Source organism: Bacillus sp. 0209A (assembly GCF_036765095.1).
Taxonomy (GTDB): Bacteria; Bacillota; Bacilli; order Bacillales; family Bacillaceae; genus Bacillus; species Bacillus subtilis_G.
On record NZ_JBAIZV010000002.1, the window covers coordinates 830422 to 854138 of the forward strand.

At 45.0% G+C, this 23717-nt stretch carries 24 protein-coding genes and 1 riboswitch; of the genes, 17 read left to right on the forward strand and 7 right to left on the reverse strand.

The window, feature by feature from the left end; translation table 11 throughout:
* Window positions 1-150: 150 nt before the first annotated feature.
* The 3 genes from yvrH (at window position 151) to V6D44_RS09380 (ending at window position 3550) form a co-directional block, all read left to right on the forward strand.
* Window positions 151-864, forward strand: a complete 714-nt coding sequence (yvrH, locus tag V6D44_RS09370) for a two-component system response regulator YvrH (protein ID WP_087991174.1) — start codon at window positions 151-153, stop codon at window positions 862-864.
* A complete protein-coding gene (locus V6D44_RS09375; RefSeq protein ID WP_202328045.1) occupies window positions 861-2603 on the forward strand; it encodes an ATP-binding response regulator in 1743 nt (580 codons plus the stop codon). The genes yvrH and V6D44_RS09375 overlap by 4 nt, the downstream gene beginning before the upstream one ends.
* Window positions 2604-2671: 68 nt before the next feature.
* A complete protein-coding gene (locus V6D44_RS09380) occupies window positions 2672-3550 on the forward strand; it encodes an SMP-30/gluconolactonase/LRE family protein (protein WP_202328046.1) in 879 nt (292 codons plus the stop codon).
* A 37-nt stretch (window positions 3551-3587) separates the two neighbouring features.
* Here V6D44_RS09380 and V6D44_RS09385 read toward each other — a convergent pair whose 3' ends face one another.
* Window positions 3588-4379, reverse strand: coding sequence for an SDR family NAD(P)-dependent oxidoreductase (locus V6D44_RS09385; RefSeq protein ID WP_087991112.1), 792 nt, complete (start codon window positions 4377-4379; stop codon window positions 3588-3590).
* Window positions 4380-4531: 152 nt separating this feature from the next.
* Window positions 4532-4671, forward strand: a riboswitch (cobalamin riboswitch).
* Between the two features lie 105 nt (window positions 4672-4776).
* On the opposite strand from V6D44_RS09385, the gene V6D44_RS09390 reads away from it, so the two are divergent.
* From V6D44_RS09390 to liaR, 11 genes are all read left to right on the forward strand, one after another.
* Window positions 4777-5721: an ABC transporter substrate-binding protein gene (locus V6D44_RS09390; RefSeq protein ID WP_087991111.1), complete on the forward strand. Its 945-nt coding sequence runs from the start codon at window positions 4777-4779 to the stop codon at window positions 5719-5721.
* Window positions 5684-6745, forward strand: a complete 1062-nt coding sequence (locus V6D44_RS09395; RefSeq protein WP_087991110.1) for a FecCD family ABC transporter permease — start codon at window positions 5684-5686, stop codon at window positions 6743-6745. The genes V6D44_RS09390 and V6D44_RS09395 overlap by 38 nt, the downstream gene beginning before the upstream one ends.
* Window positions 6745-8073, forward strand: coding sequence for a heme ABC transporter ATP-binding protein (locus V6D44_RS09400; RefSeq protein WP_087991172.1), 1329 nt, complete (start codon window positions 6745-6747; stop codon window positions 8071-8073). The genes V6D44_RS09395 and V6D44_RS09400 overlap by 1 nt, the downstream gene beginning before the upstream one ends.
* Window positions 8074-8095: 22 nt before the next feature.
* A complete protein-coding gene (locus V6D44_RS09405) occupies window positions 8096-8677 on the forward strand; it encodes a cob(I)yrinic acid a,c-diamide adenosyltransferase (protein WP_333516429.1) in 582 nt (193 codons plus the stop codon).
* A 175-nt stretch (window positions 8678-8852) separates the two neighbouring features.
* Complete coding sequence (locus V6D44_RS09410) at window positions 8853-10121, forward strand: MFS transporter (protein WP_202328050.1); 1269 nt, start codon at window positions 8853-8855, stop codon at window positions 10119-10121.
* 161 nt (window positions 10122-10282) lie between these two features.
* Window positions 10283-10663 (forward strand): cell envelope stress-induced membrane anchor protein LiaI, encoded by a 381-nt coding sequence (gene liaI, locus V6D44_RS09415; RefSeq protein ID WP_202328051.1) that lies wholly within the window; start codon window positions 10283-10285, stop codon window positions 10661-10663.
* Between the two features lie 26 nt (window positions 10664-10689).
* Window positions 10690-11370: a stress responsive protein LiaH gene (gene liaH / locus V6D44_RS09420; RefSeq protein ID WP_087991106.1), complete on the forward strand. Its 681-nt coding sequence runs from the start codon at window positions 10690-10692 to the stop codon at window positions 11368-11370.
* A gap of 100 nt (window positions 11371-11470) precedes the next feature.
* The gene (gene liaG / locus V6D44_RS09425) at window positions 11471-12343 is read left to right on the forward strand and encodes a LiaG family protein (RefSeq protein ID WP_202328052.1); all 873 of its coding nucleotides are present in this window, start codon (window positions 11471-11473) and stop codon (window positions 12341-12343) included.
* A gap of 33 nt (window positions 12344-12376) precedes the next feature.
* Window positions 12377-13102: a LiaRS two-component regulatory system accessory protein LiaF gene (liaF, locus tag V6D44_RS09430; RefSeq protein ID WP_333516430.1), complete on the forward strand. Its 726-nt coding sequence runs from the start codon at window positions 12377-12379 to the stop codon at window positions 13100-13102.
* Window positions 13099-14181: a two-component system sensor histidine kinase LiaS gene (gene liaS, locus V6D44_RS09435; protein ID WP_202328054.1), complete on the forward strand. Its 1083-nt coding sequence runs from the start codon at window positions 13099-13101 to the stop codon at window positions 14179-14181. Before liaF ends, liaS begins: the two co-directional genes overlap by 4 nt.
* Window positions 14159-14794 carry a two-component system response regulator LiaR gene (gene liaR, locus V6D44_RS09440; protein ID WP_202328055.1) on the forward strand — a complete coding sequence of 212 codons (636 nt, stop codon included), beginning with the start codon at window positions 14159-14161 and terminating at the stop codon, window positions 14792-14794. The genes liaS and liaR overlap by 23 nt, the downstream gene beginning before the upstream one ends.
* Window positions 14795-14802: 8 nt before the next feature.
* Here liaR and V6D44_RS09445 read toward each other — a convergent pair whose 3' ends face one another.
* From V6D44_RS09445 to V6D44_RS09455, 3 genes are read right to left on the reverse strand one after another with little or no spacing between them, the layout of a single operon-like run.
* Window positions 14803-15918: a Ger(x)C family spore germination protein gene (locus tag V6D44_RS09445; RefSeq protein ID WP_333516431.1), complete on the reverse strand. Its 1116-nt coding sequence runs from the start codon at window positions 15916-15918 to the stop codon at window positions 14803-14805.
* Window positions 15915-17012 (reverse strand): spore germination protein, encoded by a 1098-nt coding sequence (locus V6D44_RS09450; RefSeq protein ID WP_202328057.1) that lies wholly within the window; start codon window positions 17010-17012, stop codon window positions 15915-15917. The genes V6D44_RS09445 and V6D44_RS09450 overlap by 4 nt, the downstream gene beginning before the upstream one ends.
* Entirely contained in the window at window positions 16981-18429 is a 1449-nt protein-coding gene (locus V6D44_RS09455; protein WP_087991099.1) for a spore germination protein, read from the reverse strand. Before V6D44_RS09455 ends, V6D44_RS09450 begins: the two co-directional genes overlap by 32 nt.
* Before the next feature lie 117 nt (window positions 18430-18546).
* On the opposite strand from V6D44_RS09455, the gene V6D44_RS09460 reads away from it, so the two are divergent.
* Entirely contained in the window at window positions 18547-18732 is a 186-nt protein-coding gene (locus tag V6D44_RS09460; protein ID WP_087991098.1) for a YvzF family protein, read from the forward strand.
* Between the two features lie 66 nt (window positions 18733-18798).
* Entirely contained in the window at window positions 18799-20187 is a 1389-nt protein-coding gene (fumC, locus tag V6D44_RS09465) for a class II fumarate hydratase (protein WP_087991097.1), read from the forward strand.
* 40 nt (window positions 20188-20227) lie between these two features.
* Here fumC and V6D44_RS09470 read toward each other — a convergent pair whose 3' ends face one another.
* Window positions 20228-21103: a TetR/AcrR family transcriptional regulator gene (locus V6D44_RS09470; protein WP_087991096.1), complete on the reverse strand. Its 876-nt coding sequence runs from the start codon at window positions 21101-21103 to the stop codon at window positions 20228-20230.
* A 168-nt stretch (window positions 21104-21271) separates the two neighbouring features.
* Here V6D44_RS09470 and spxO point away from each other — a divergent pair, with 168 nt between their 5' ends.
* Window positions 21272-21436 (forward strand): anti-adapter protein SpxO, encoded by a 165-nt coding sequence (gene spxO / locus V6D44_RS09475; protein WP_087991095.1) that lies wholly within the window; start codon window positions 21272-21274, stop codon window positions 21434-21436.
* Window positions 21437-21465: 29 nt separating this feature from the next.
* On the opposite strand, the gene cssS is transcribed toward spxO, so the two are convergent.
* A complete protein-coding gene (cssS, locus tag V6D44_RS09480; protein ID WP_202328059.1) occupies window positions 21466-22821 on the reverse strand; it encodes a secretion stress-responsive two-component system sensor histidine kinase CssS in 1356 nt (451 codons plus the stop codon).
* A complete protein-coding gene (gene cssR / locus V6D44_RS09485) occupies window positions 22818-23495 on the reverse strand; it encodes a secretion stress-responsive two-component system response regulator CssR (RefSeq protein WP_087991093.1) in 678 nt (225 codons plus the stop codon). Before cssR ends, cssS begins: the two co-directional genes overlap by 4 nt.
* Between the last annotated feature and the right edge of the window lie 222 nt (window positions 23496-23717).

Sequence of the window (23717 nt, forward strand, 5' to 3'; positions counted from 1 at the left end):
TTATCATCTGAAAATACGAGAAACGGGAACTGCCACGTTCCCGTTTTTTATTTGTCCTGTCAGGGGAAGACGACTCCTATTCAAAAATGCACCAAAAATAATCGATATAATGATAAGATGGAAAAAACAGTGACAGAAAGGAACATAGAAGTGGAAAATGCGTCAATTTTAATCGTAGACGATGAGAAAGCGATTGTGGATATGATCAAACGCGTTCTCGAAAAAGAAGGTTATCGAAATTTACTGGATGCGGCAAGCGCAGAAGCAGCGATTCCGGTTGTGAAGGCCAATAAGGTAGATTTGATCGTGCTGGATGTCATGATGGGCGGGATGTCCGGTTTTGAAGCCTGCACGCTGATCAGAGAGTATTCAGAGGCTCCGATTTTTTTCCTGACGGCAAGATCATCCGACGCGGACAAATTGTCGGGCTTTGCGGTTGGGGCTGATGACTATATCACAAAACCATTTAATCCGCTGGAATTAGCGGCGCGAATCAGAGCCCACCTCAAGCGCACATATCAGTCGAAAGAAACAAGTTCAAATCAAACCTATACATATGATTATTTTACATTTTCTCCGCAAAATGCCGAGCTGATTGTAGGCGGGAGTGCCGTCGCTTGTTCAGCCCAGCTTTTGCAGCTTTTGCAGTATTTTTGTGAACACCCTAATGTGGTGCTTTCCAAGGATCAAATTTATGAAAAAGTGTGGGGCTATCCTTCCTATGGCGACAACAATACCGTCATGGTTCATATTCGCAAGCTCAGGGAAAAAATTGAGCGCGATCCGAGCAATCCGGAGTATATTGTAACGGTTCGCGGTCTAGGATACCGTTTTATCCCGAATCCTGAAGGCAAGCGGTCATGAGGTTGAGATGGAAATTTTTGTTTCATTTTTTCGGGCAGATGCTGATTGTGATCCTGCTGCTCACGGTTATGCTGGTTGCATCGTTTTTCTATTTAGATTCGCGCTTTAGCGATGCGGAATCCAATTCAGGGCTGACGAAGGCAACGACCGACACACTTGAGGCATATCTCGATGTAAACGAAGACGGGGCATGGGAAGTGGATAATTTTCTGAAGAAATCTGTCGATAAACAGGACGGATGGATGCAAATCATTGATTCCAAAGGGAAAACCGCTTATTCCTACAGTGTGCCTAAAGACGTGCCAAACACCCATACCAAAAAAGAGCTTCTATCTATTTATAAAACCAAAAAGCTTAATCAGTATAAGGTGAATTATTGGGCCATCAATATTGAAGACAAGTCATACCTTTTGTTATCAGGCTGGAAATTAAAGAGCGAACAGCTGCTGGCTTCCATTGGAAAACGTGAACAAAAAATAGACGTTCCAGCACATTATAAGCCGAGTACCATCGACTATATTAAAAAGGAAAAAGGCTCCATTTACCTATTAGACAGCAATGGAAACATCCTTGACAGCGTCAACAGCACAAAAAGTGAAAGAAAAACGATGAACCAGCTGGAGCTGCTCAAATACAGCTCCAAACCTTGGAACTATAAGCGGGAAATTTCCGTTAAGATCCTTGATCAAGACAGATGGATGGTCGCTACGGTGCCGAACCCTGTCTACGTCACCGATCAGGAGTTTAACAAATCATTTCTGAAGGTTGTTCTAAAGGCGATGTTTCTGATCATGGGTGTTCTGTTCCTGTATATCATTTGGATGACAGTTTGGTATATGTTCCGATTCGGGCTGCCGATTTTTCACACGATTAAATGGCTGGTCAACCTATCAAAAGGGAAGCTCGAGGAACCGAAAAACCGGAGCGGCCTTCCTGTCAGCAAAAACAAAAAGGGGAAAATCAAACAGCCGTATCGCTTCTTCGGTGAGATTTTTGAATCCATGGATCAGCTGACTGAAACGCTGAGACGGGATAAGAGAAATAGAGAAAAAATCCAGGCGACAAGGGAAGAATGGATTGCCGGTTTGTCGCACGATTTAAAAACACCGCTCAGCAGCATTTACGGCTACAGCATGATGCTTGAGTCTAAGCAGTATGATTGGTCGCCGGAGGAAGTGAAAGAAATGGGGCAGGTTGTCAGGGAAAAATCTGAATACATGTCCAAGCTGATTGAAGACTTAAATTTAACGTATCGGCTGAAAAATGATGCCCTTCCAATTGAGAGAAATCTGACAAGCCTGATCCCGTTTTTTAAAAACGTTATTGAGGATTTTAAGAAAAATCCGTTTTCTGAAGGGTATGATATCTCCTTTGTATCTAAAGAAGAGCATATTGAATTTGCGCTTGATGAAGGGTGGTTCAGGCGTATATTAGAAAACCTCCTTGGAAATGCGGTGAAACACAACGACAAAGGAACAGAGATTCAGGTCATTCTGGAACGAACTAAAAATCATATTTCGTTGAAGGTTAAGGACAACGGGAAGGGAATGGATGAAGAAACGATCACCCATTTGTTTAACCGTTACTACAGAGGGACGAACACAAAAGATTCATCTGCCGGAACGGGCCTCGGACTCGCCATTGCCAAGGAGCTTGTCCATCTGCATCACGGGACGATTCACGTGAACAGCAGAATGAACATTGGAACGGTCATTACCATCCTTTTTAAAAAGCAATAAACATGTGGTTTGGCCGCCTCTTTGACGGGAATAACAATATATAGTCTTAAGCTAAAGAGGTGTAACACATGGATGCAGTATTGGAAGCGGACACTCGGGCAGTCATTGGTGAAGGCCCGCTATGGGATGAAGAAAACGGCCGTTTATATTGGGTTGATATCTTAGGGAGCGAGCTCCACATCTTCGACTCTGAAGAAAAAATCAACCGGTCGATCAAATTCAAGTCCTTTGTGACGGCGCTTGCGAAATATTCCAAGGATGAACTGATGATGACGATGAAAGATGGATTTTACCTGTATCATCTTCAGGATGACAGCTTGGAAAAGATCAAACAGCCGAACGATATGGATGAGAGCCTGCGTTTTAATGACGCGAAATGTGATCCGTGCGGAAGGCTTTGGGCGGGGACGACGAGCATGGAAGGCGAACAAAAACGGGCCTCGCTATACCGTTTGGATCAAGACGGCAGTCTCGTCAAAATCAAAGATCAAGTCTCCACCTCGAACGGTTTGGATTGGGACCGCGAGCGGAATTTAATGTATTACATCGACACGCCGACTCAGGAAATTGTTCGCTACAGGTTTGATCCTGAAAGCGGAAATGTCTCGAATCCAGAACCTGTCTATCGTTTTGATCAATCAGAAGGATTGCCGGACGGCATGACAATCGACCAAAACGGCATGCTGTGGGTGGCGCTGTTTGGCGGCAGCCGCGTTGTTCACATTGACCCGTTTCAGAAGAAAGAAATCGGTTCAATCACCGTTCCGGCTAAATATGTCACGTGCTGCGCGTTCGGCGGCAGAGACTTAAAAACCCTTTACATCACAACGGCAACGGAACAAATGACAGAAACAGAAAGATACGAGCAGCCTCACGCGGGAGGACTGTTTTCAGCAAAACTGGAAACAGGCGGATACCAGTCCGTTCCATTCGCTGGAGACGTATAAAAAAACGCATCCGAAACATGGATGCGTTTTTTGCATATTAGAGAGAACGGATAATGCCGCCTTCTACACGCTGTGCCGTACCGTTAATGGCGGATGCGGCGCCAGATGCAAGAAATACGATCGTGTTGGCGACTTCTTCTGCTGTCGCGTATCGCTGAATAAGAGAAGTCGGCTCATTGACTTTGAAATAGTCTTTGATGAATGTATCTGTATCCTGGCCGGCTGCCTGTGCGGCGCCCTCCATGTAGGATGCTACGCCCTCTGTCCAAGTAGGTCCCGGAAGCACTGAGTTGACCGTCACATTCGTGCCTTTGGTCATTTCAGCCATTCCTCTTGAAAGGCTGATCAGCGCCGTTTTTGTCATTGAGTACGGAATCATCGTTGGAAGCGGTTTGATGCCTGCTTCACTTGCGATATTTAAAATGCGGCCGCTGTTTTTGGCAAGCATTTTTGGAAGGAAGTGGCGGCTTGTCCGAACCGCGCTCATCACGTTCACTTCAAAATATTGATTCCACTCTTCATCTGTCACATCCGCAAAGTCTTTTACTTCGAAGAAACCAAGGTTGTTGACAAGGATATCGACATCACCGATTTCATTTACTTTTTCAATAAAAGCCGCTGCTTCATCTGTTTTTGACAAATCAGCAGCCGCGCCATGCACCGTTCCGTAGCCAGAAAGCTCTTCAACCGTGCGATTGACAGTCTCCTGTTTGCGTCCGTTGACAATGACTGCCGCACCCTCTTGCAGAAAGCTTTTTGCCGCGGCTTTCCCGATGCCGGACGTCGAGCCGGTGATGATGACAAGTTTGTCTTTTAGCTGTAAATCCATAAGATCATTCCTTTTCATTGATGATGGTATAAAGTATACAAGAACAAATTTAGTGTTTACGAGGATTTTGCTCCCATACACATAGCGGGGAAAAGTCATTCAGGACACATATACAAGCCTATCAGTCATATAGTATAATTACTCCGAAAAAAGGATACGAATGTCAAATAGGTGCCGGTCCGTGAACAACAGCCGGCTTAATAGGGAAACCGGTAAAAGCCGGTGCGGTCCCGCCACTGTAATTGGCCATAGCGCCAAGAGCCAGGATACCTGCCTGTTTGATCAGCACGAAATCTGCGAGGACAGATGATGTGTAAACAATAGGCTTTTTTGTGTTGTTTACAGCATCTTTACCATCGTAGAGATGCTTTTTTTAGTTCACTTAGGAGGAAAGATGATGAAAAAACTAGCCGGAATATGGACTGCGCTTCTGCTGGCTGCCGTTATGATAGCAGGCTGCGGCAATACGGCAGATCAGAAGGATTCCAAGGCAAAACAAAAGACGGAAGCGTTTCCTGTCACCATTGATGATGCGTCAAAGCAAGATGTGACCATCAAAAAGGAGCCGGAAACGATTGTTTCATTAATGCCGAGCAACACAGAAATCACATACGCTCTCGGTCTTGGTGAAAAAGTGGTCGGTGTCACCACAAACGATACATATCCAAAGGAAGTCAAAAAGGTTGAGAAGGTCGGAGATATGAATGTGAACGTTGAGAAAGTCATTTCTCTAAAGCCAGATCTCGTTCTTGCCCATGAGTCTTCCATGTCAGCGTCAGCGGATGCCATTAAACAGCTGAAGGACGCGGGCATAACCGTGCTGACTGTCAATGATGCGCAATCATTTTCCGAGGTCTACAAATCAATTGAAATGATCGGAGAAGCTGCCGGGACAGAGAAAAAAGCTGACCAGCTCGTGAAAAGCATGAAATCAGATTTGCAGGATATTCAAGAAAAAGCGAAAACCATTTCAAAAGACGAGGAGAAAAGCGTATTTATCGAGGTTTCTCCTGCTCCCGACATTTACACAACCGGAAAAGACACGTTTATGAATGAAATGCTCAATGTCATCCATGCTAAAAACGCAGCAGCGGACCAAACAGGCTGGGTGCAAATGACAGACGAGGCGATCGTAAAACTCAATCCTGATGCTATCGTTACAACAGACGGAGTGAAAGCGAAAGCAGTGGAAAAACGCGCTGGCTGGAGCGAAATCAATGCTGTGAAACATCATCGCGTGTATGATGTGGATCCTGATCTCGTGACACGTTCCGGTCCCCGTCTGATCGAAGGGGTCGAAGAACTTGCCGAAAGCATTTATCCGGATACGTTTAAGGAATAATCGTTTTGCCGCATATGTCATCGGTTTTTCATTTTTAGCAGTAAGCATCATCTTGGGAATTTCTTGCGGCAGCCTGCAAATTCCTATTCCCGCTATCCTTCGTGTCTTCTGGCATGAAGGCTTCGGCGGCTCAATCGGCCCTGATGACCCGATGTACACAAATATTATGATGAATATCAGACTGCCGAGAGTTGTGCTGGCCGCCCTTGTGGGGGCGGCTCTTTCTATCGCGGGGGCTGCTTTTCAGGGGCTGTTGAAAAATCCGCTTGCTGATCCCTACACGCTCGGTGTTTCATCCGGTGCTTCAGTCGGAGCGGTTGTGACCCTGTTCCTCGGCCTGCAGCTTCCTGTCATCGGAGGGTTTACACTCCCGGTTGTGAGTGTGGCCGCGGCACTTGCCACGATTGCGGCGGTTCTTTCCTTCAGCCGCCTCGTTCATGCTTCGATGTCTGTCTCCACCCTCATTTTGACCGGTGTCATCATCAACTCATTTTTGGGCGCGTTTATTTCTCTTATCATTGCCCTGACAGGAGACAACCTGCTGCCGATTGTGCATTGGCTGCTAGGCAGCGTCTCGATGAGAGGCTGGGGCTATGTTGTTCTGTTCCTCCCGTTTTTTCTTTTGGGAACCATTTTACTGATCATTAACGGAAGAGAGCTGAATGTGATGACATATGGAGAAGACAAAGCAAAGCTTCTCGGGGTCAGCGTTCAGCGGAGAAAAATGCTGATTTTAATAGCGGGCTCATTTTTGACGGGAAGCGCTGTGGCTGTATCCGGCACGATCGGCTTTGTCGGTCTTGTCATTCCGCATATCACAAGGCTTTTGTGGGGCACGGACCATCGGCATTTACTGCCGCTGTCCGCTTTGCTCGGAGCAGGTTTTCTCGTTTTGGCCGATCTGCTTTCCAGAACGATCATCGAGCCGGTTGAACTGCCGATTGGGATCATTACCTCCCTGGCGGGGGCGCCTGTTTTCGCCCTTATTTTAATTCGGCAGCACCGCGGGGGGAGAAGCTTATGATAAAAGCAGACGGGCTGTCAGGGGGCTATGGAGACACCGAGCTGATCGACAATGTCAGCTTAACAGTGGAGAAGGGTGAATTTCTCGGTATTCTCGGCCCTAATGGAAGCGGAAAAACTACGCTTTTGAACTTGCTGACAGGTACGCTGCGGGCCAAGGAGGGCAGCGTTTATCTGGCTGGCAAACCGCTGGCTGACTATAAACCGAAGGAACTGGCGCAAATGATGGCCGTCCTGCCGCAAAAAACGGATCAAGCCTTTACCTTTACCGTCAAAGAAACTGTAGCCTTCGGCAGATATCCATTTCAAACAGGGCTGTTCAGACAGCAGACTGACAAGGATGAAGCCATTGTACAGGAAGCAATGGAGCAAACAGGAGTGGCCGCTTTTGCGCAAAAATCGATCCGAGAACTAAGCGGAGGGGAACAGCAGCGGGTGTATTTGGCCCAAGCTTTGGCGCAGCAGCCGCGCATTTTATTTCTGGACGAGCCGACAAATTTTCTCGACCTGGCTTATCAAAAAGACCTGCTTGATCTCATCAAACGCCTGACAAGAGAAAATGGATTGGCGGCTGTCAGCGTTTTTCATGATCTGAACACCGCGAGCCTGTACTGTGATGAGCTCTTGTTTATGAAAAACGGTACAGCCATACCTAAGCAAAAACCGGAATATGCTGTCACAGAACATCACATAAAGGCCGTGTACAATACAGATGTCACCACATTGGTCCATCACAGCTCATCTAAACCGATGATTGCGATTCAGCCTGAACAAAACAGCGTGAAGCATAAACCTATCCCATTTGAAGCTTTGCTCCAAGCGGGGTGCGATGACATTTTTCTGCAGACAGAAATTCCGCTTCGTACCCTGTCCTCCGCGCCTGTCGGTGCAGGGTTTTCATGGAGCAGGACGCTGATCCATAAACTGCTGCCGGTTCAGACAGACCCTATAGAAGGGCTTACGGCCTACCTAGCAGAAAACGGTTTTCAGCTGGCGGAAACTTGTGCGATGGCTTCTTCGGGAAGGCTTGGCCGTTTCGTGTATCGAACGTATGAAGATGGAGAACTTTCCATTACGATATGCGTCATGTCCGGCTTTTCGATATGGATTTTGATCAACGGCTATGCGGCAGATCAATTCTTTGTCAAAGCTCTTATGGCTGCCGAAGCAGAACGGGTGAAAGTGTTAGGGGACAGACGGGCAGAGGGGGATATTCTCATCGCTGCGACACAAGCTCGTCAATCTGAAAACATAGATAAGCGGCTCGACCAATTGATACAGATCGGAACAGCTGAATGTGTAAAAGAAGCGGCAGAGCTGTTTGAATAAGTCTGTAAAGGAGACATATTGCATGAAACTATATACAAAAACAGGCGATAAGGGACAAACGAGCCTAGTTGGAGGCAGAACGGACAAGGACAGCCTTCGCGTCGAAAGCTACGGCACGATTGACGAACTGAACAGCTTTGTCGGGCTTGCTTTGGCAGAGCTTTCCGGGCAGCCCGGCTTTGAAGATGTGACAGCCGAGCTGCTCACCATCCAGCATGAGCTGTTTGACTGCGGAGGCGATTTGGCAATCGTCACAAAAAGAAAAGACTATACACTAAATGAAGAATCCGTTTCCTTTTTAGAAACGCGCATTGATGCCTATACAGCAGAAGCGCCAGAATTGAAGAAATTTATTCTTCCGGGCGGATCGAAGGGCGCTTCGCTTCTCCATGCGGCGCGCACCATTACAAGGCGGGCGGAACGCAGAGTGGCGGCGCTGATGAAATCGGAGGAGATCCATGAAACAGTGCTGCGTTATCTCAATCGTCTGTCTGATTATTTTTTTGCCGCCGCACGGGTAGTGAATGTGAGAAGCGGCATTGCCGATGTAGAATATGAAAGAAGTGCTATTGTATTTCGGGACCGAAACAGCAGCGAATCATAAAAAGAGAAAACGAAAGCCGGCGTGTTTCCATACATGCCGGCTTTTTTGTTTTTCATTCTGTCAATTACCCATTTTACGACAAAAAATGAACCTTATGAATTATTGACTGAAAAATGGAAAAGTGAGATATTGAAACAAATAGATGTAAAAAATAGGCAGTAGGGGGCTCTGATAGATGGTGAATTTAATTGAAAGTGATAGCATCTGGAAGAGAAATTTTAATTATCTTTTTTTCTCAAGAATAGTCAAGATATCCGGCGATATGTTCGCATTTAATTCGATATTATGGTTTTTAATTTATGACGGCAAAGGCGCGATCGGCACTGCATTATTGATTGCTGTCACTTTTTTGCCGGAAGCTGTGCTGGCGCCTGTGACGGGCCCTTTCATGAAGCAGAACACGCTGAAATTTTGGATGTACTTTTCAGACCTGACTAGGGCAGTGGTTGTCTTGATTATTCCTCTTTGTCATTTTGCGGGCTTTTCTCCGCTGTGGTTTGTCATGTCGCTTATGATTGTGCATTCTGCTACAGGGGCTGCCTACAATCCCGCCTCCATAGCTTTAATTCCCCAAATTGTAAATGAACAGGGCATTCAAAAAGCAAACGCTGTGCTGCAGTCCTCGGCTCAAATTGTCCGGCTCGGAGCTGTCACGTTATGCGGCGCTTTTCTTACATTTATCAGCCCTTCTTATACAATGCTTATCGCACTTGTTCTCTATTTGGTTTCTGGCTTTCTCGTCCTTTTCATTAAATATACTGCGGTTGAATCTCAATCAGAGTCTGCTGCCGTTACGCAGAGAGGCACATATATGGGCAGGCTGAAACGCGGGTTTACACTCGTCAGAAAACATCAGATTTTATATCCGCTCGCCATTTACTGTATCTTTATGAATTTCGCGGCTGCCCCTTGGGAAGCGCTCTCAGCCGTTTACGTTGCGGAAGATTTAAACGGTCAGCCGATCGTTTACTCGCTTTTAAAGGCCACTACCGCCGCAGGCGCGTTTTTATTGGGATTTGTGCTGGCGAAAGTCAAAGTAAACAGGTACGGTCTGCTATTCGTAACTGCCGGCATTATTGAAGGATTTGCTTTCTTTATTACCGGGATGAATACCTTTTTGCCGCTCGTCTTTCTCGCTGCGTTTACCTTTGGCGCCGCAGTCAGTGCTGTAAATGTTCCTGAGTACACGATTATCCAGACATCTGTGGATAGTGAGGATCAGCCGCAGGTCTACGCCGTTATACATATGATCTCAAATATTTCCATACCTGCCGGAGCTGTCATTTGCGGGTATGCTGCAAACGCCTTTGGTTCAGGACCTGTAATCGCTGTTGGAGGGGTTGTTGAAATTATTGCGGGTATCGGCATTTTGCTTTTTACAAAGCTGGCCAAAGCAGAACAGGCCGACCTGGTCAAAGAAAGGGAAGCAAGTGTTCATCTGTAAAGGGTTTTGAAACGCCATGCCTCGTGCATGGCGTTTTTTTGTGTCCATAGGTCTGGCACGAGATACGACTCCGGTCTTATATCAAAATCAATCTCTGATTCGTTTTGCGCAAATGCTAATTTGTTTAAGATGAAGACAAGGAAAACGAAAGGAGGATCTGCATGAAGATAAACAAGAGAACAATAGGCGGATTCTTATTAATTGTATTTGGGATCTCCGTCTTTTTTGGAGGAGGAAGCTTCGGCTTTATTATCCCGCTCGCCATCGGGAGCTTGATGACATACGCGGGAATCAAAAGGTTTGCTGCAGGAAAAACCATCACAGGAATGATCGTAGGCGGTATCGGAGCGATCATGCTCATCTGCTCACTTCCGTTTGTCGTCGGACTGGCGCTGGCGGCAGCTATGGTGTATTACGGCTGGAAGCTGATGAAAAACGGATCAGCTGATAACGGTGTATCATCTTTTGATCCGGAACCGGCTTCGGCTGCCTATCAATCTCACTTTGATGACGAATGGGAAGAATTTTTGAAGAAAAAATAATATCAGCATATGAGGAGGAATCAGGTATGGTATTAAAAAGAATCAGAGACATGTTTGTTGCGTCAGTTCATGAAGGTCTTGATAAAATGGAGAACCCAAAGGTGATGCTCAATCAATATGTCCGTGATATGGAAAGTGACATCGCAAAAGCAAAACAAACAATTGTAAAACAGCACACGATTGCCTATCAATTTAAGAAAAAATATGAAGAAGCAGCTGAGGTGGCTGGAAAACGCAAAAATCAGGCACAGCTCGCATTTGACGCAGGTGAAGAAGAACTTGCGAAAAAGGCACTGACTGAAATGAAATATTTAGAAGGGAAGGCGGCTGAGCATAAAGTGTCCTATGAACAAGCCAACAGTCAGCTGACGGATCTGAAAGAACAGCTGGCTGCACTTGAAACAAAGCTTCAGGACGTAAAGGATAAAAAACAAGCGCTGATTGCCCGAGCCAATGCCGCGAAAGCAAAAGAGCATATGAATACGACATTTGACAAGATTGACAGCGAAAGCGCGTATCGTGAATTTTTACGCATTGAAAATCGTATTGAGGAAATGGAAATCCGCGCGAATTATTCAAAGTCAGCAGAAGCCGGCACAGAACTCACACGAAAAGAATTCGCAGATGATGTGGAAGCGGAGATTGAAAACATGCGGGCGCTCTCGCTGCAAAAACAAGATCAGACATCACAAGCAGCAAATGAATAAGCGTGACGGGGAAGGATTTGCGGACAAGTCCTTCCCTTCCGCATGTATCAATTCACAGGCTTTTCTTTTATAATAGAATGAATGAGAAGGATGAAATCGAATGAAAAAAATGCTGGGCAAACTGTTGATCATGGCTGGTATTCTTATATTTTTCGGCGTCGTGGTAAAAGACGTGTTTGCAGCGGGCTTGGGGTTCGTAAGCGGCACTGAAGCCGATTCAGCCAGCGCATTGCCGGGGGATATCGACAGCGTGGTCATTCAGTCGGATCACAAGAATGTCCGGATCATAGCGGAAGAACGAAATGACATATCGGCAGGTATCTCAGGAAAATCGGGAAAGTTATTTGTCACTGAAAGCAAAAGGAAACTGGAGCTGACCGCAAAGGAAAAAGAATTTCAATTTTTGAATGGGTTTAACCGTTCTTTCCTTGTCGTCCGGATTCCATATGATTATAAAGGTGATCTGACGGTGCGGACCTCAAGCGGGGACATATCTGTGGACGGGAATCAGCGTCTTGCGCTTACTGAGCTGAACGCAGCATCTGCGAGCGGAGATATGAGAGTGACGGACGTCCGCCTTCAAGACATGAAAGTAAATGGATCGTCCGGCGATGTCACCATTTCCAATACGGTCTCCAAAACAGCCGGCATTGATTTAGCTTCAGGAGACGCGAATCTGGCTGATGTATCAGGCTCTCTTGATGTGAAGCTGACTTCAGGAAACTTAGATGCCGCACTGAAAAAGGTATCAGGTCCTGTATCTGTCACGCTGACAAGCGGTGATGCTGATCTGAGCCTTCCCGAAAACGGCAGCTTTACAGTCAAGGCTAAATCAGCGAGCGGGAGCGTCAGTTCGCCGTATTCATTTGCTGATACAGCACATAAAGATCATCATCACATTACAGGCTCGCAAGGAAGCGGCCGGCATCCAATTGATATCAAAACGGACAGCGGGGATCTAGTGATACGGTAGCACCAGGCAGAAGAAAGGAGGCGGACACCAGGAATGACAAAAAAACAGCTTCTCGGATTGATCATTGCTTTATTCGGCATCAGTATGTTTTTACAAATTATCGGAATAGGCGATCTGCTGTTTTGGCCGCTCTTTTTTCTGATTGCCGGCTATTTTTTGAAAAAATATTCCCGTGATTGGCTCGGCTCCGTCATGTACATCTTTGCCGCGTTTTTATTTTTGAAAAACCTCTTTAGCATCACCTTTAATTTATTCGGTTATGCGTTTGCCGCATTTCTGATTTACGCCGGGTACAGGCTTGTCAAAGGAAAGCCGATATTCGAACCGAATGAGAAACGGGTCGATCTCAATAAAAAAGAACGGCATAAGTCGGCAAAAGATGATAAACATCCCGACATGCGCAGCTTTTTTATCGGAGAGCTGCAAATGATGAAGCAGCCGTTTGACCTGAATGATCTCAATATCTCTGGTTTTATCGGTGATATTAAAATCGACTTGTCTAAAGCGATGATTCCCGAGGGAGAAAGTACAATTGTCATTAGCGGAGTCATTGGAAACGTTGATATTTATGTGCCATCAGACCTTGAAGTGGCTGTCAGCTCGGTCGTTTTTATCGGTGATATCAATCTGATCGGCTCGAAGAAAAGCGGATTAAGCACGAAGGTATATGCCGCGTCATCCGATTTCAGCGAGTCAAAGCGCCGGATCAAAGTGTCCGTTTCCTTATTTATCGGTGATGTGGATGTGAAGTACGTATGAGAAAAAAACTGCTTGCCAGTCTCCAGTGGCGTGCCATCCGTATGACTACGGGTATCAGTCTGTTCCTTTTTGCCTGCATGATCTCCTTTATGATGGTTTATTATCGGCTCGATCCGCTTGTTTTACTGTCGTCAAGCTGGTTTGGAATTCCGTTTATCCTGATATTGCTGCTGATCAGTGTGACGGTTGGCTTTGCCTCAGGGTATATGTACGGCAACCGGATGAAGACAAGGGTTGATACCTTGGTCGAATCGATTTTAACCTTTGAAAACGGCAATTTCGCTTATCGAATACCGCCGCTGGGAGATGATGAAATCGGCCTGGCCGCCGATCAGCTGAATGAAATGGCGAAGCGCGTGGAGCTTCAAGTCGCTTCCTTGCAGAAACTTTCCAATGAACGTGCGGAATGGCAGGCGCAAATGAAGAAGTCAGTCATCTCAGAAGAACGACAGCGATTGGCAAGAGATCTTCATGACGCAGTCAGCCAGCAGCTTTTTGCCATATCGATGATGACATCGGCTGTGTTGGAACACGTCAAAGATGCTGACGGTAAAACAGTCAAGCGGATCAAAATGGTCGAGCATATGGCGGGGGAAGCCCAAAATGAAATGAGGGCCCTGCTGCTCCATTTAAGGCCTGTTACCTTAGAAGGGAAAGGGCTGAAGGAGGGGCTTACGGAGCTTTTGGACGAGTTCCGGAAGAAACAGACGCTTGATATTGAGTGGGATATTCAGGACACCCCGATATCCAAGGGTGTTGAAGACCATTTGTTCAGAATCGTGCAGGAGGCTCTTTCAAATGTATTTAGGCATTCAAAAGCCTCAAAAGTTTCCGTGATTCTCGGCTTAAAGAACAATCAGCTCCGGCTCAAGGTCATTGATAATGGACAAGGCTTTAAAATGAATCAGGTGAAAGCATCCTCATACGGCTTAAACTCTATGAAAGAACGTGCAAGTGAAATCGGCGGGGTCGCCGAAGTGATCTCAGTCGAAGGAAAAGGCACACAAATCGAAGTGAAGGTTCCGATTTTCCCGGAAGAAAAAGGAGAGAACGAACGTGATTCGAGTATTATTGATTGATGATCATGAAATGGTCAGAATGGGGCTCGCGGCTTTTTTGGAGGCGCAGCCCGATATTGAAGTCATCGGCGAAGCGGCTGATGGCAGCGAAGGCGTGCGGCTTGCTGCTGAACTGTCGCCAGATGTCATTTTAATGGATCTTGTCATGGAGGGCATGGATGGCATTGAAGCCACAAAGCGAATTTGCCGGGAGCTCCCAGATCCGAAAATTATTGTGCTCACGAGCTTCATTGATGATGACAAAGTGTACCCGGTCATTGAAGCGGGCGCGCTCAGCTATCTATTGAAAACCTCAAAAGCGGCGGAAATCGCCGATGCCATCCGCGCCGCAAACAAGGGAGAGCCGATGCTGGAATCAAAAGTGGCGGGGAAAGTATTATCCCGGCTGCGCCACTCAGGTGAACACGCGCTCCCGCATGAATCACTGACAAAACGGGAGCTTGAAATTCTCTGCCTGGTCGCAGAAGGAAAAACAAACAAAGAAATTGGCGAGGAACTGTTTATCACCATTAAAACAGTCAAAACCCATATCACCAATATGTTATCAAAGCTCGATGTCAGCGACAGGACGCAAGCGGCCGTTTACGCGCATCGTCATCACCTCGTAAAATAGGTCATTTGTTATTTGCTCGCTCCTTTTGTCCCGAAGTCTCTGATCACCACATTGACCTTGTACTCGATTTCAGCCTTTGCAAAATAGTCATCCCATTTGGTTGAAATCTTTTTCCACTTGTGCGGATAATGGATTCTGACTTCGTTTCCTAAGTCGGTAGGATCGGCTTTTATATCCTTTTGGAGTGTGTTTACAAATCCCGTGACTGTTTTGTGTAACCTTTTAGCGAGGATGTTTTCAATTTCTTTAATATATGAATCCTTAAATGAATCTTCTTTCGGGTTCCAATCTTCAGACAGCCGGCCTTCGATGTTGCGGGTGACAGTGAATTTGAACGTTCCATCTTTGTACGCTGTCTTGATCTTTCGATTGCTTGAATAGACCTCGTAAGAAAAAAAGTAGCCGTCATGCTTCAAGTCGATGACACCGCCTTTGACTGTACCGGTAAATAAGTTCATGTTTTGCACCTGGCCCGGTGTTAGGTCCGCATGCCATAATCGATCTTTGATGATGGATGCCCCGGTAATCGCAAGTTTGCCGTTTTCTTTGCCGACATGAGGAATAGCAAAAGTATCGTCAGAGGTCAAGTGTGCTGAGACCTCTCCTAATGTAACGGGATCCATCATTCTGATCGTCACACTGTTATTCTCTGTCAGCTCATAAATGACATTGGATGCTGGATTTCCCTCATCAGTCATCTTCAGCAGATCTTTCGTTTTGCCGTCAGCGACAAACATATACGAGCTCCTTCTTGTACCATTATCTCTGACAAATTGATTAATGAGCGCGTCCATTCCTGTATGACCGTCAAGCAACTCTTTTGACAGCAGAATAACACGCAAATGCTGAGAAAAAGTAGGGTAGTTTTTCAATGCGGAAGTCCTCAGTATTTGATGAACGGTTTCCCCCTTTGTTGATACGAGTTTAGTCGGATCTGAGGATGAGCCTTCTTTCGTGCTGATTTTTTTAGGAACAAGAATTTGCTGTGTCAGCTCCAAATTCTTATCTTTCGGTTTGTCCAGACCTTCACCGACGATAAGGCTCAATTCCTCAATGTTCCTGCTGTCCCAGCAGCCGGTAAGCAGAAGGGTGCACACGAAAACAATTAGAACGCTTTTTATCATTTTTCTGTTAGCCTCCTTTTGAGCGCAACGATCAAAAACAGTATAAAGGGCAGTAAAAACAGAAAGACGAAAGTGTATCCGAGGTAATCGCTATACATCATGACCTGATTGGTGTCGCGCGGCCACAGGGAAAAATAATAGGTAACCGCACCGACAAGAATCAATCCTTTTTTGATAGATAAGCCAAACGTCTTTTTTAACCCGCTTGCAGCGAAATAACCGTAAATGACGAAGGTTGCGAAAAATTGAATGATCCAAACGATCAGTAAAAATGATTCAAACCGTTCGATGAATATGCCTTTTAGCTCAAAGGACTGAAAGAGAGAAATGGTGGGCCAGATTAACGTTTTAACCTCAGGCACAGTCAAAGCTCCGACAACAATGATGTACGTAATGATATATAAAGTAATCGGAATGAGAAATCCAATCGTCGCGTATCTGAATGTATATTTCCTTTTCTTCATATGCTCAGGAAGAAAAAGCATAATTTCCACCCCTAAAAAGGAGATGGAAACGATAGTAAGTGAATTGGCTATCGGAGCGAAGCCTTCGCCTAGTACAGGACGCAAATTATTGATATCAAAAATTTTAAAGCTGATACCGAATACAATCAGCAAAATAATGATCGTAACCATTAAATAAAACGGAAACAGCCGTGATACATCACTCAGGCCGCCGATCATTAAATAAACCCCGCAGCAGATAAACGTAATAATAATAATTTGAATCGGCGTTCTCTCTAACAAGAAAAATTTAACGATTTCGGCCATTGCCCGGGCTTCAAAGCTGGCCACACCAATAAAATAACAGCAAATCAAAAGGCCGATGATGCTGCCAATCCATTTCCCAAATCCTTCCCGTAAATACTCAAACAGAGAAGGGTAATGATGTTTTTTTTGAATGAGCGTATTTAAATAAATAAAAAAGATAAAAAAGGCACCTTCTAATATCAGCACGATCCAGCCGTCAGGAGTATTCGCCTTAGTGGTCAGCGCTCGCGGCAATGTTAAAAGACCGGCCCCGAGCATCGTATTCGCTATAATTGAAATTCCCTGGAAAGTATTAAGTTTCAGTGGAGTCTGTTTTTGGCTCATTTGGATTATTCGCCTCTTTTGGTTTGTTTTTAATTGGGAGACGGATAATGGAATCATCCGTATTTTTCAAACTGAAGAATCCGTTTGGAGAAAAATACGGAGATCCAAAGCTCGTTTGTCTCGTTAGGTGCGTATAAATCACAAGCATAAATAAAATAATCCCGTACAGCCCGAGCATAGCGGCGGAAAACATCGAAATAAAACGCAGCACCCGGAAAGAAAGCCCCATTCCGTATTGGGGAACGGTAAATGATGAAAGGGCAATGACGCTGACAACGATGACCATAATCGAACTGACGAGATTCGCCTCTACAGCCGCCTGTCCGATGACAACACCCCCGACAAGACCGATCGTTTGGCCAAGCGGATTCGGGAGGCGCAGCCCGGCTTCTCTCAGAAGCTCGATCGTCACTTCCATCAGCAGGGCTTCGAATATCGGCGGAAACGGCACGTTCTCCCTGTTTGCCGAAATCGTGACAGCAAGCGCTGTCGGCAGCAGCCCTTGGTGGAAGGACACGAGTGCGATATAAATCGATGACAAAAACAAGGTGATGAAGATAGAAGCGAAACGCAGCAATCGGATAAGAGATGCTGAGATCCAACGCTCATAGTAGTCATCCGGAGATTGCATCAGTACACCGAGAGAAACCGGGACCAGCAGCACAAATGGTGAACTGTCGACCAAAATGGCCACCCGGCCGTTATATAGGGCAGACGATACCTTGTCAGGTCTTTCCGTATTTTGAATCTGCGGAAACGGCGAATATTTATTATCTTCTATGATCTCCTCAAGCGTTCCGCTGTCCTGGATATCCTCCAGCTGGACATTTTTAAGCCGCGCTTTTACTTCTTTGATGACGGACTTTTTTGCTCTGCCTTCAATGTACATAATGGCCGCAGGCTTCATCTCGTTTTTGCCGATCATGATTTTTTTAGTGGTTAATTTCGGATGAGAGGTTCTTTGTCTGATCAAAGCGAGATTTGTATTGAGATCTTCCACAAACGCAACTTTTGGTCCGCGAACCACTTTTTCAGTTGTCGGCTCTGCCAGGCTTCTTGTTTTTTTCTTTCCTGTAGATAGAATATAGACATGATCCAATCCGTTAATAAATACAGCACAATTGCCGCTAAGAATAGACTTGACCGTTTTTTCCGCGGTTTTAACCGGTCTTGCGTCAAGTTGGTCAAGACGTTTTTTGACCTGATCAAGCGTGAGGGTCTCTTCATCTTTGATTAAGGTTTGCATCGATTCTGAAACCTGCTGCTGATCATTCAGTTCACTAAAATAGAGATAGTAAAAAACAAGCCCGTTGGAGAGCATTTTTTTGTTTTTTACGAGATCATCGTTTTCTTTTAATTTAGGAAGCACCAATGCTAAATTATCGTGTATATATTCCTTAAACTCTGTTTGTTCCAACGAGGTCACCTCTTGTCCAAAACCTTAGTAGAGGTTATCTTTTCCTGTTAAATAAATGATATACTGTGTTACAGTATTTCATGGAAGAAGTTTTTTTATGAAAGCGGAGGATACGAAGTGGCGCAGGTAAGACTCGCAGGAAAACAAGAAGAAATCGAACAGCTCATCAAATCTTTTGAAAAGAATTATGATGTCTCCTATACATCAAAGGAGTACGGCAGGACGAATCCAAAGTACAAATATTCAAAGGATTCCCGTGTATATCTTGAATTAAAATTAAAATCAGCCAAGATCGAAAAATAAAAAGGATTTTTTGTGTCACTGGCGAATTATCATCTATTGAAGCAACCGTTATGGAGGGATACATAAATGGAATACAGAATTGAACGAGACACCATGGGAGAAGTAAAAGTTCCTGCTGATAAATTCTGGGGTGCCCAAACACAGCGAAGCAAGGAGAACTTCAAGATCGGTTTTGAAAAAATGCCGATGCGTGTTGTGAAGGCGTTTGCAATATTAAAACGAAGCACAGCGCTCGCGAATAAACGCCTCGGCAATCTGGATGCGGAAAAAGCGGAAGCGATTGCAGCGGTTTGTGATGATGTGCTCAAAGGCAAATATGATGACAACTTCCCGCTTGTCGTATGGCAGACAGGAAGCGGCACACAAAGCAATATGAACATGAATGAAGTGGTAGCCAACCGTGCGACTGCTCTATTAAAAGAAAAGAATTCAGATCAAACGATTCATCCAAATGATGATGTGAACCGCAGCCAAAGCTCCAACGACACATTCCCGACAGCGATGCATGTGGCCGCTGTTTTGGCTGTTTACGAGCAGCTTGTGCCTGCGCTTGACCAGCTTCGCAATACATTGAATGAAAAAGCGAAAGCATACAACGATATTGTCAAAATCGGGCGCACGCACCTTCAGGATGCTACGCCTCTGACGCTCGGACAGGAAATCAGCGGATGGGTTTACATGCTGGATCGTTCGAAGGAAATGATGTTGGAAGCGACAGAAAAAATGCGTGCGCTGGCAATCGGGGGAACGGCTGTCGGAACGGGAATCAACGCTCACCCAGAGTTTGGAGAGCTTGTCTCAGAAGAGATCACAAAACTGACCGGCCAAACGTTCACCAGCTCGCCGAATAAATTCCACGCGCTGACAAGCCATGACGAAATCACTTATGCACATGGCGCATTAAAAGCGCTTGCGGCTGACTTAATGAAAATCGCGAACGATGTCAGATGGCTTGCGAGCGGACCTCGCTGCGGCATCGGGGAGATTGTCATCCCTGAAAATGAACCGGGCAGCTCCATTATGCCTGGTAAAGTCAACCCGACACAAAGTGAAGCATTGACAATGATCGCAGCGCAAATCATGGGGAACGATGCGACAATCGGCTTTGCGGCGAGTCAGGGGAACTTTGAACTGAACGTGTTTAAGCCTGTGATTATTTACAACTTCCTGCAGTCTGTGCAGCTGCTGAGTGACGGCATGAATTCCTTCCATGATAAATGTGCTGTCGGTATTGAGCCTGACAAAGAAACCATTCAGGAAAACCTGTCAAATTCATTAATGCTCGTTACGGCGCTGAATCCGCATATCGGATATGAAAACGCGGCGAAAATCGCCAAGCTCGCCCATAAAGAGGGATTGACGCTGAAAGAAGCGGCTTTGAAGCTTGAATTGCTGACAGAGGAGCAATTTAACGAAATGGTTAAGCCGGAAGATATGGTAAAACCAAAGGCGTAATAGAAAGAAAAAAACGGCTGCTGTTTAAGCAGCCGTTCTTCTAAATATACTGCTGTTTTAATAGATATTTAAGCTGCTCCGCATCTTTGGCGAGGGTTTCAGACTCCGTCAGATTATGGATCATCCCTTTTATGATCACCAGCTTCGGTGTTTTTTTCTTCATTTCTGCTTCAAGTATGTCCAAGCTCTCCGATAATTCAAGAGAGGAGTTTGTGTTTAAGCTGTTAATTTTGTCACGAAGGCTTTTCACAATCGATTCAGTCAGCGGGTCAGGCCGTCCGTGCGTAAGAGGCCCAAATAAAGAGCTTGCCTCTTCCAATGTGACGAAAGGCTTATCGTTTCGTTCAGACATGCCTTGTACCATATCATCAATTCTATTCATCATGATATCAGCTAATTGGTCAGGCTTCACAGTGTGGCCGAGCAGGATCATGCATTCCAGATAAATCTGGCTGATGCCCTCTATTAAGAAACAAAGCTCTGCAGTATACGGTTCTGCCTTTTTTCCGTAAATGTTCAGCAGGCTGTCGATATGAAATTGAAGTGAGGACTGGCGGACTTTTTTTGCGCATTGCTCCACTTCTGCTGTGTAAGGCAGAGAACCCTCCTTCATCTGCATGCCGATAAAATCCTTGTGTTCAAGGATGTTTTCATAGAGCACGGTCAGCTGTTTGCGGTAAGCTGTTCTGGGGCTGTCACCCTTCGTTTGTATATTTAAAATTCGGGTAAACGTTTTATCGTAATAGTAATTCAGCATAGACAGAAGAAGCGCTTCTTTCGAAGGAAAATAAATATAAAAAGCGCCTTTAGATATTTTGCAAGCTTTTGCGATTTCCTGAACTGATGTTGAGTTGTATCCTTTTTGGGCAAATAGTTTTAAGGCTGTTTCAATAATCAGCTTTTCTTTTTCCTTCAATGGTTCCACCCTTTCGGAGCCCGGAGGCTTGCATAGGATATGACCATATAGTCACATCTTCTGTTATAAAATTAACCTTATTGTAACTTGTTTTTTTATCATGTATTATTTATATTATAAATTGAGATGACCAAACGGTCAAAGCTCAAGCGAAAGGGTGAATCTAAAATGAGAGAATTGGACGAAATGATCAGCCGCTTGCGAAACAGAGGAATTAAAGTGGAAAAAGTCAAATATCCAAAGCAAACTTTGTCAGAGAAAAAATGGGTTCATCAATGTAAACAGCCGCTCAAAACAAAGTACAGAGATTTTAACGGCTATTCTTTCACATGAAAAAATAGACTGCAAAAAACATTTACAGTCTATTTAGGCACTGCTATTCGGTATGTTACACCCGTTTTGTCATTTTCAATTGAGATAGACGCCTGATGAAGAGTTAAAATTCGTTTTACGATGCTGAGACCAATGCCGAATTCGCCTTTCTTCCCCTTATTAAAAGGCTCATAGAGGCTGGAGAGCATCTCATCTTCAATATGCGGACCGTCATTTTTAATGGTGATCACGATATTCCGATCATCTTGTTTCATGCTGATTTCTATTTTTGCCGAAGCATAACGGATTTGATTTTCCAGAATATTCTCGAGAAGTTTATTCCATTGCTCCGGATCGCCCGGCATCAGAATGTCTTCCGCTACATTAATTTCCCACGATAATTCTTTTCGCGCCCACTTGAGTCTTTCAATGACTTCTTCTGTCACTTCCACGATACTGAACATATCGTATTGCACTTTTTGCTTCGCTAAATAATCCAGCTTCGTTAAATATAATAAATCCTTTATTTTTTTCTCCAGCTTAAGGGCTTCGCCTTCAATGACATCTACTGTATTTTCAAGGTCTCCTTTAGGAAAAATCCCATCTTTAATCGATTGCGTATAGCCTCTGATGACCATAACCGGCGTCTTTAAATCGTGAGAGATATTTTGCAATAGGGTTCTTTCTGTTTCGTCCTTTTGCACAAGCTTTTGGCGCATCTCTTCAATGGTATGGCCCAATTTGCCGATCTCATCTTTCCGATCCACTTTCACTGGGTCATCCCAATCCTGTTCGGAAATCCGTTTGACGTGCTTTTCAAATGACACGAGAGGCCTTGATAAATACTTCGCAAGCCAAATGGCCGGAATCCAGCTTAATAAAATGACAACAGCTATAATAAACAGAAGCTGTTTGAATAGGGTATAGGCCAAATCGTCCCGATAAGAATCAAGCGCGTAAGAGAGCATCATAGCTGATTGTCCATTGACGGAAAGCCCCTTTTTGATGACAAAAAATACTTTCTCTCCATTGACGTCTGCGCTGTACCGTTTCTTTTCGTCCTTCTGTTTATCGGCCAGCTTGTACACCTTATGGATAAACGAAGACGACAGAATGCTTAAATCCTTGTCTGAAGAAGATTTTTCATTTTCAGGCAAAAGCACGTGCTGCACGGAGCGGACGGTTGTCGGCGCCGTGGCTTCCTCGCTGTAATAGCGTCTTTCAATTGAACCAGGAAGACGGTACTCCGTCAGAACATGCTGCTCATTTTCAATCGTCGTATACGTTTCATTGGTGAAGAAATCGCGCAGCGTGTTTGAAAATAAAACAAGCAGCAAAATGGATATCGCTAACAGGATGCCGGATATGACAACCCATATTTGAAACGAGAGCGGCTTGTTTTTCATGATGTCATCATCCTGTAGCCGAACCCGTAAATCGTCTCCACCTTCAATTCAGGCATCTTTTTGCGCAGTCTCCGGACGAGGTCATCAACGACCCGGTCTGTTCCAAAGTAGTCATATCCCCATACTTTAACGAGAATATCCTCACGAGAGTATGGGTGTCCTTTATGATGGATAAATAACAGCAGCAGATCAAATTCCTTCGCCGTCAAATTGATGATATTTCCGTTTTCATCATAAACCTCGCGGGCGTCTTCTGAGACCCGATACGAGGAGACGGCGATTTCATGTTTTTGTATAGGCGGAGCGTCCTTATAAACGAGCTCCAGCAGCTTTTGTACACGTATAATCAGCTCCCGCGGCAGGAATGGCTTTGAAATATAGTCGTTGCTGCCAAGCTCTAAGCCAAGCACTCTGTCAATATCTGCATCTCGGGCGGAAATAAAAATAACAGGCACGTCAGGGTCTTTCGCTTTGATTTCTTTTATTAATGTATAGCCGTCGGTATCCGGCAGCATGATATCGAGAATCCACAGATGGGGAGACGGCGTCATTTTCTTTCTGGCGTCTTCACCTTTCGTAAAAGATGTAATGTTCCAGCCCTCATTCTCTAAATACTTCGTCAGCAGTTCATTGAGGTTATCCTCATCTTCAACTAGATAAATGGTGTATGACAAGGCTCTTCACATCCTTTCAACGTCATTATAAACTAGTTTTAACATACGGCAGGCGATTTTCATAATTTCACATATTCTTTTCATTTTTATCCCACAATGTTTGTTTATGATATGTATAAGGGAAGAAAGGAAGAAAAAGAGCGAGGAAGATGCAGGATGATCAAACATATTCTATTTTGGTGCTTTGCTTTTCTCCTCATCATTGGGACAATTGAACTTGTA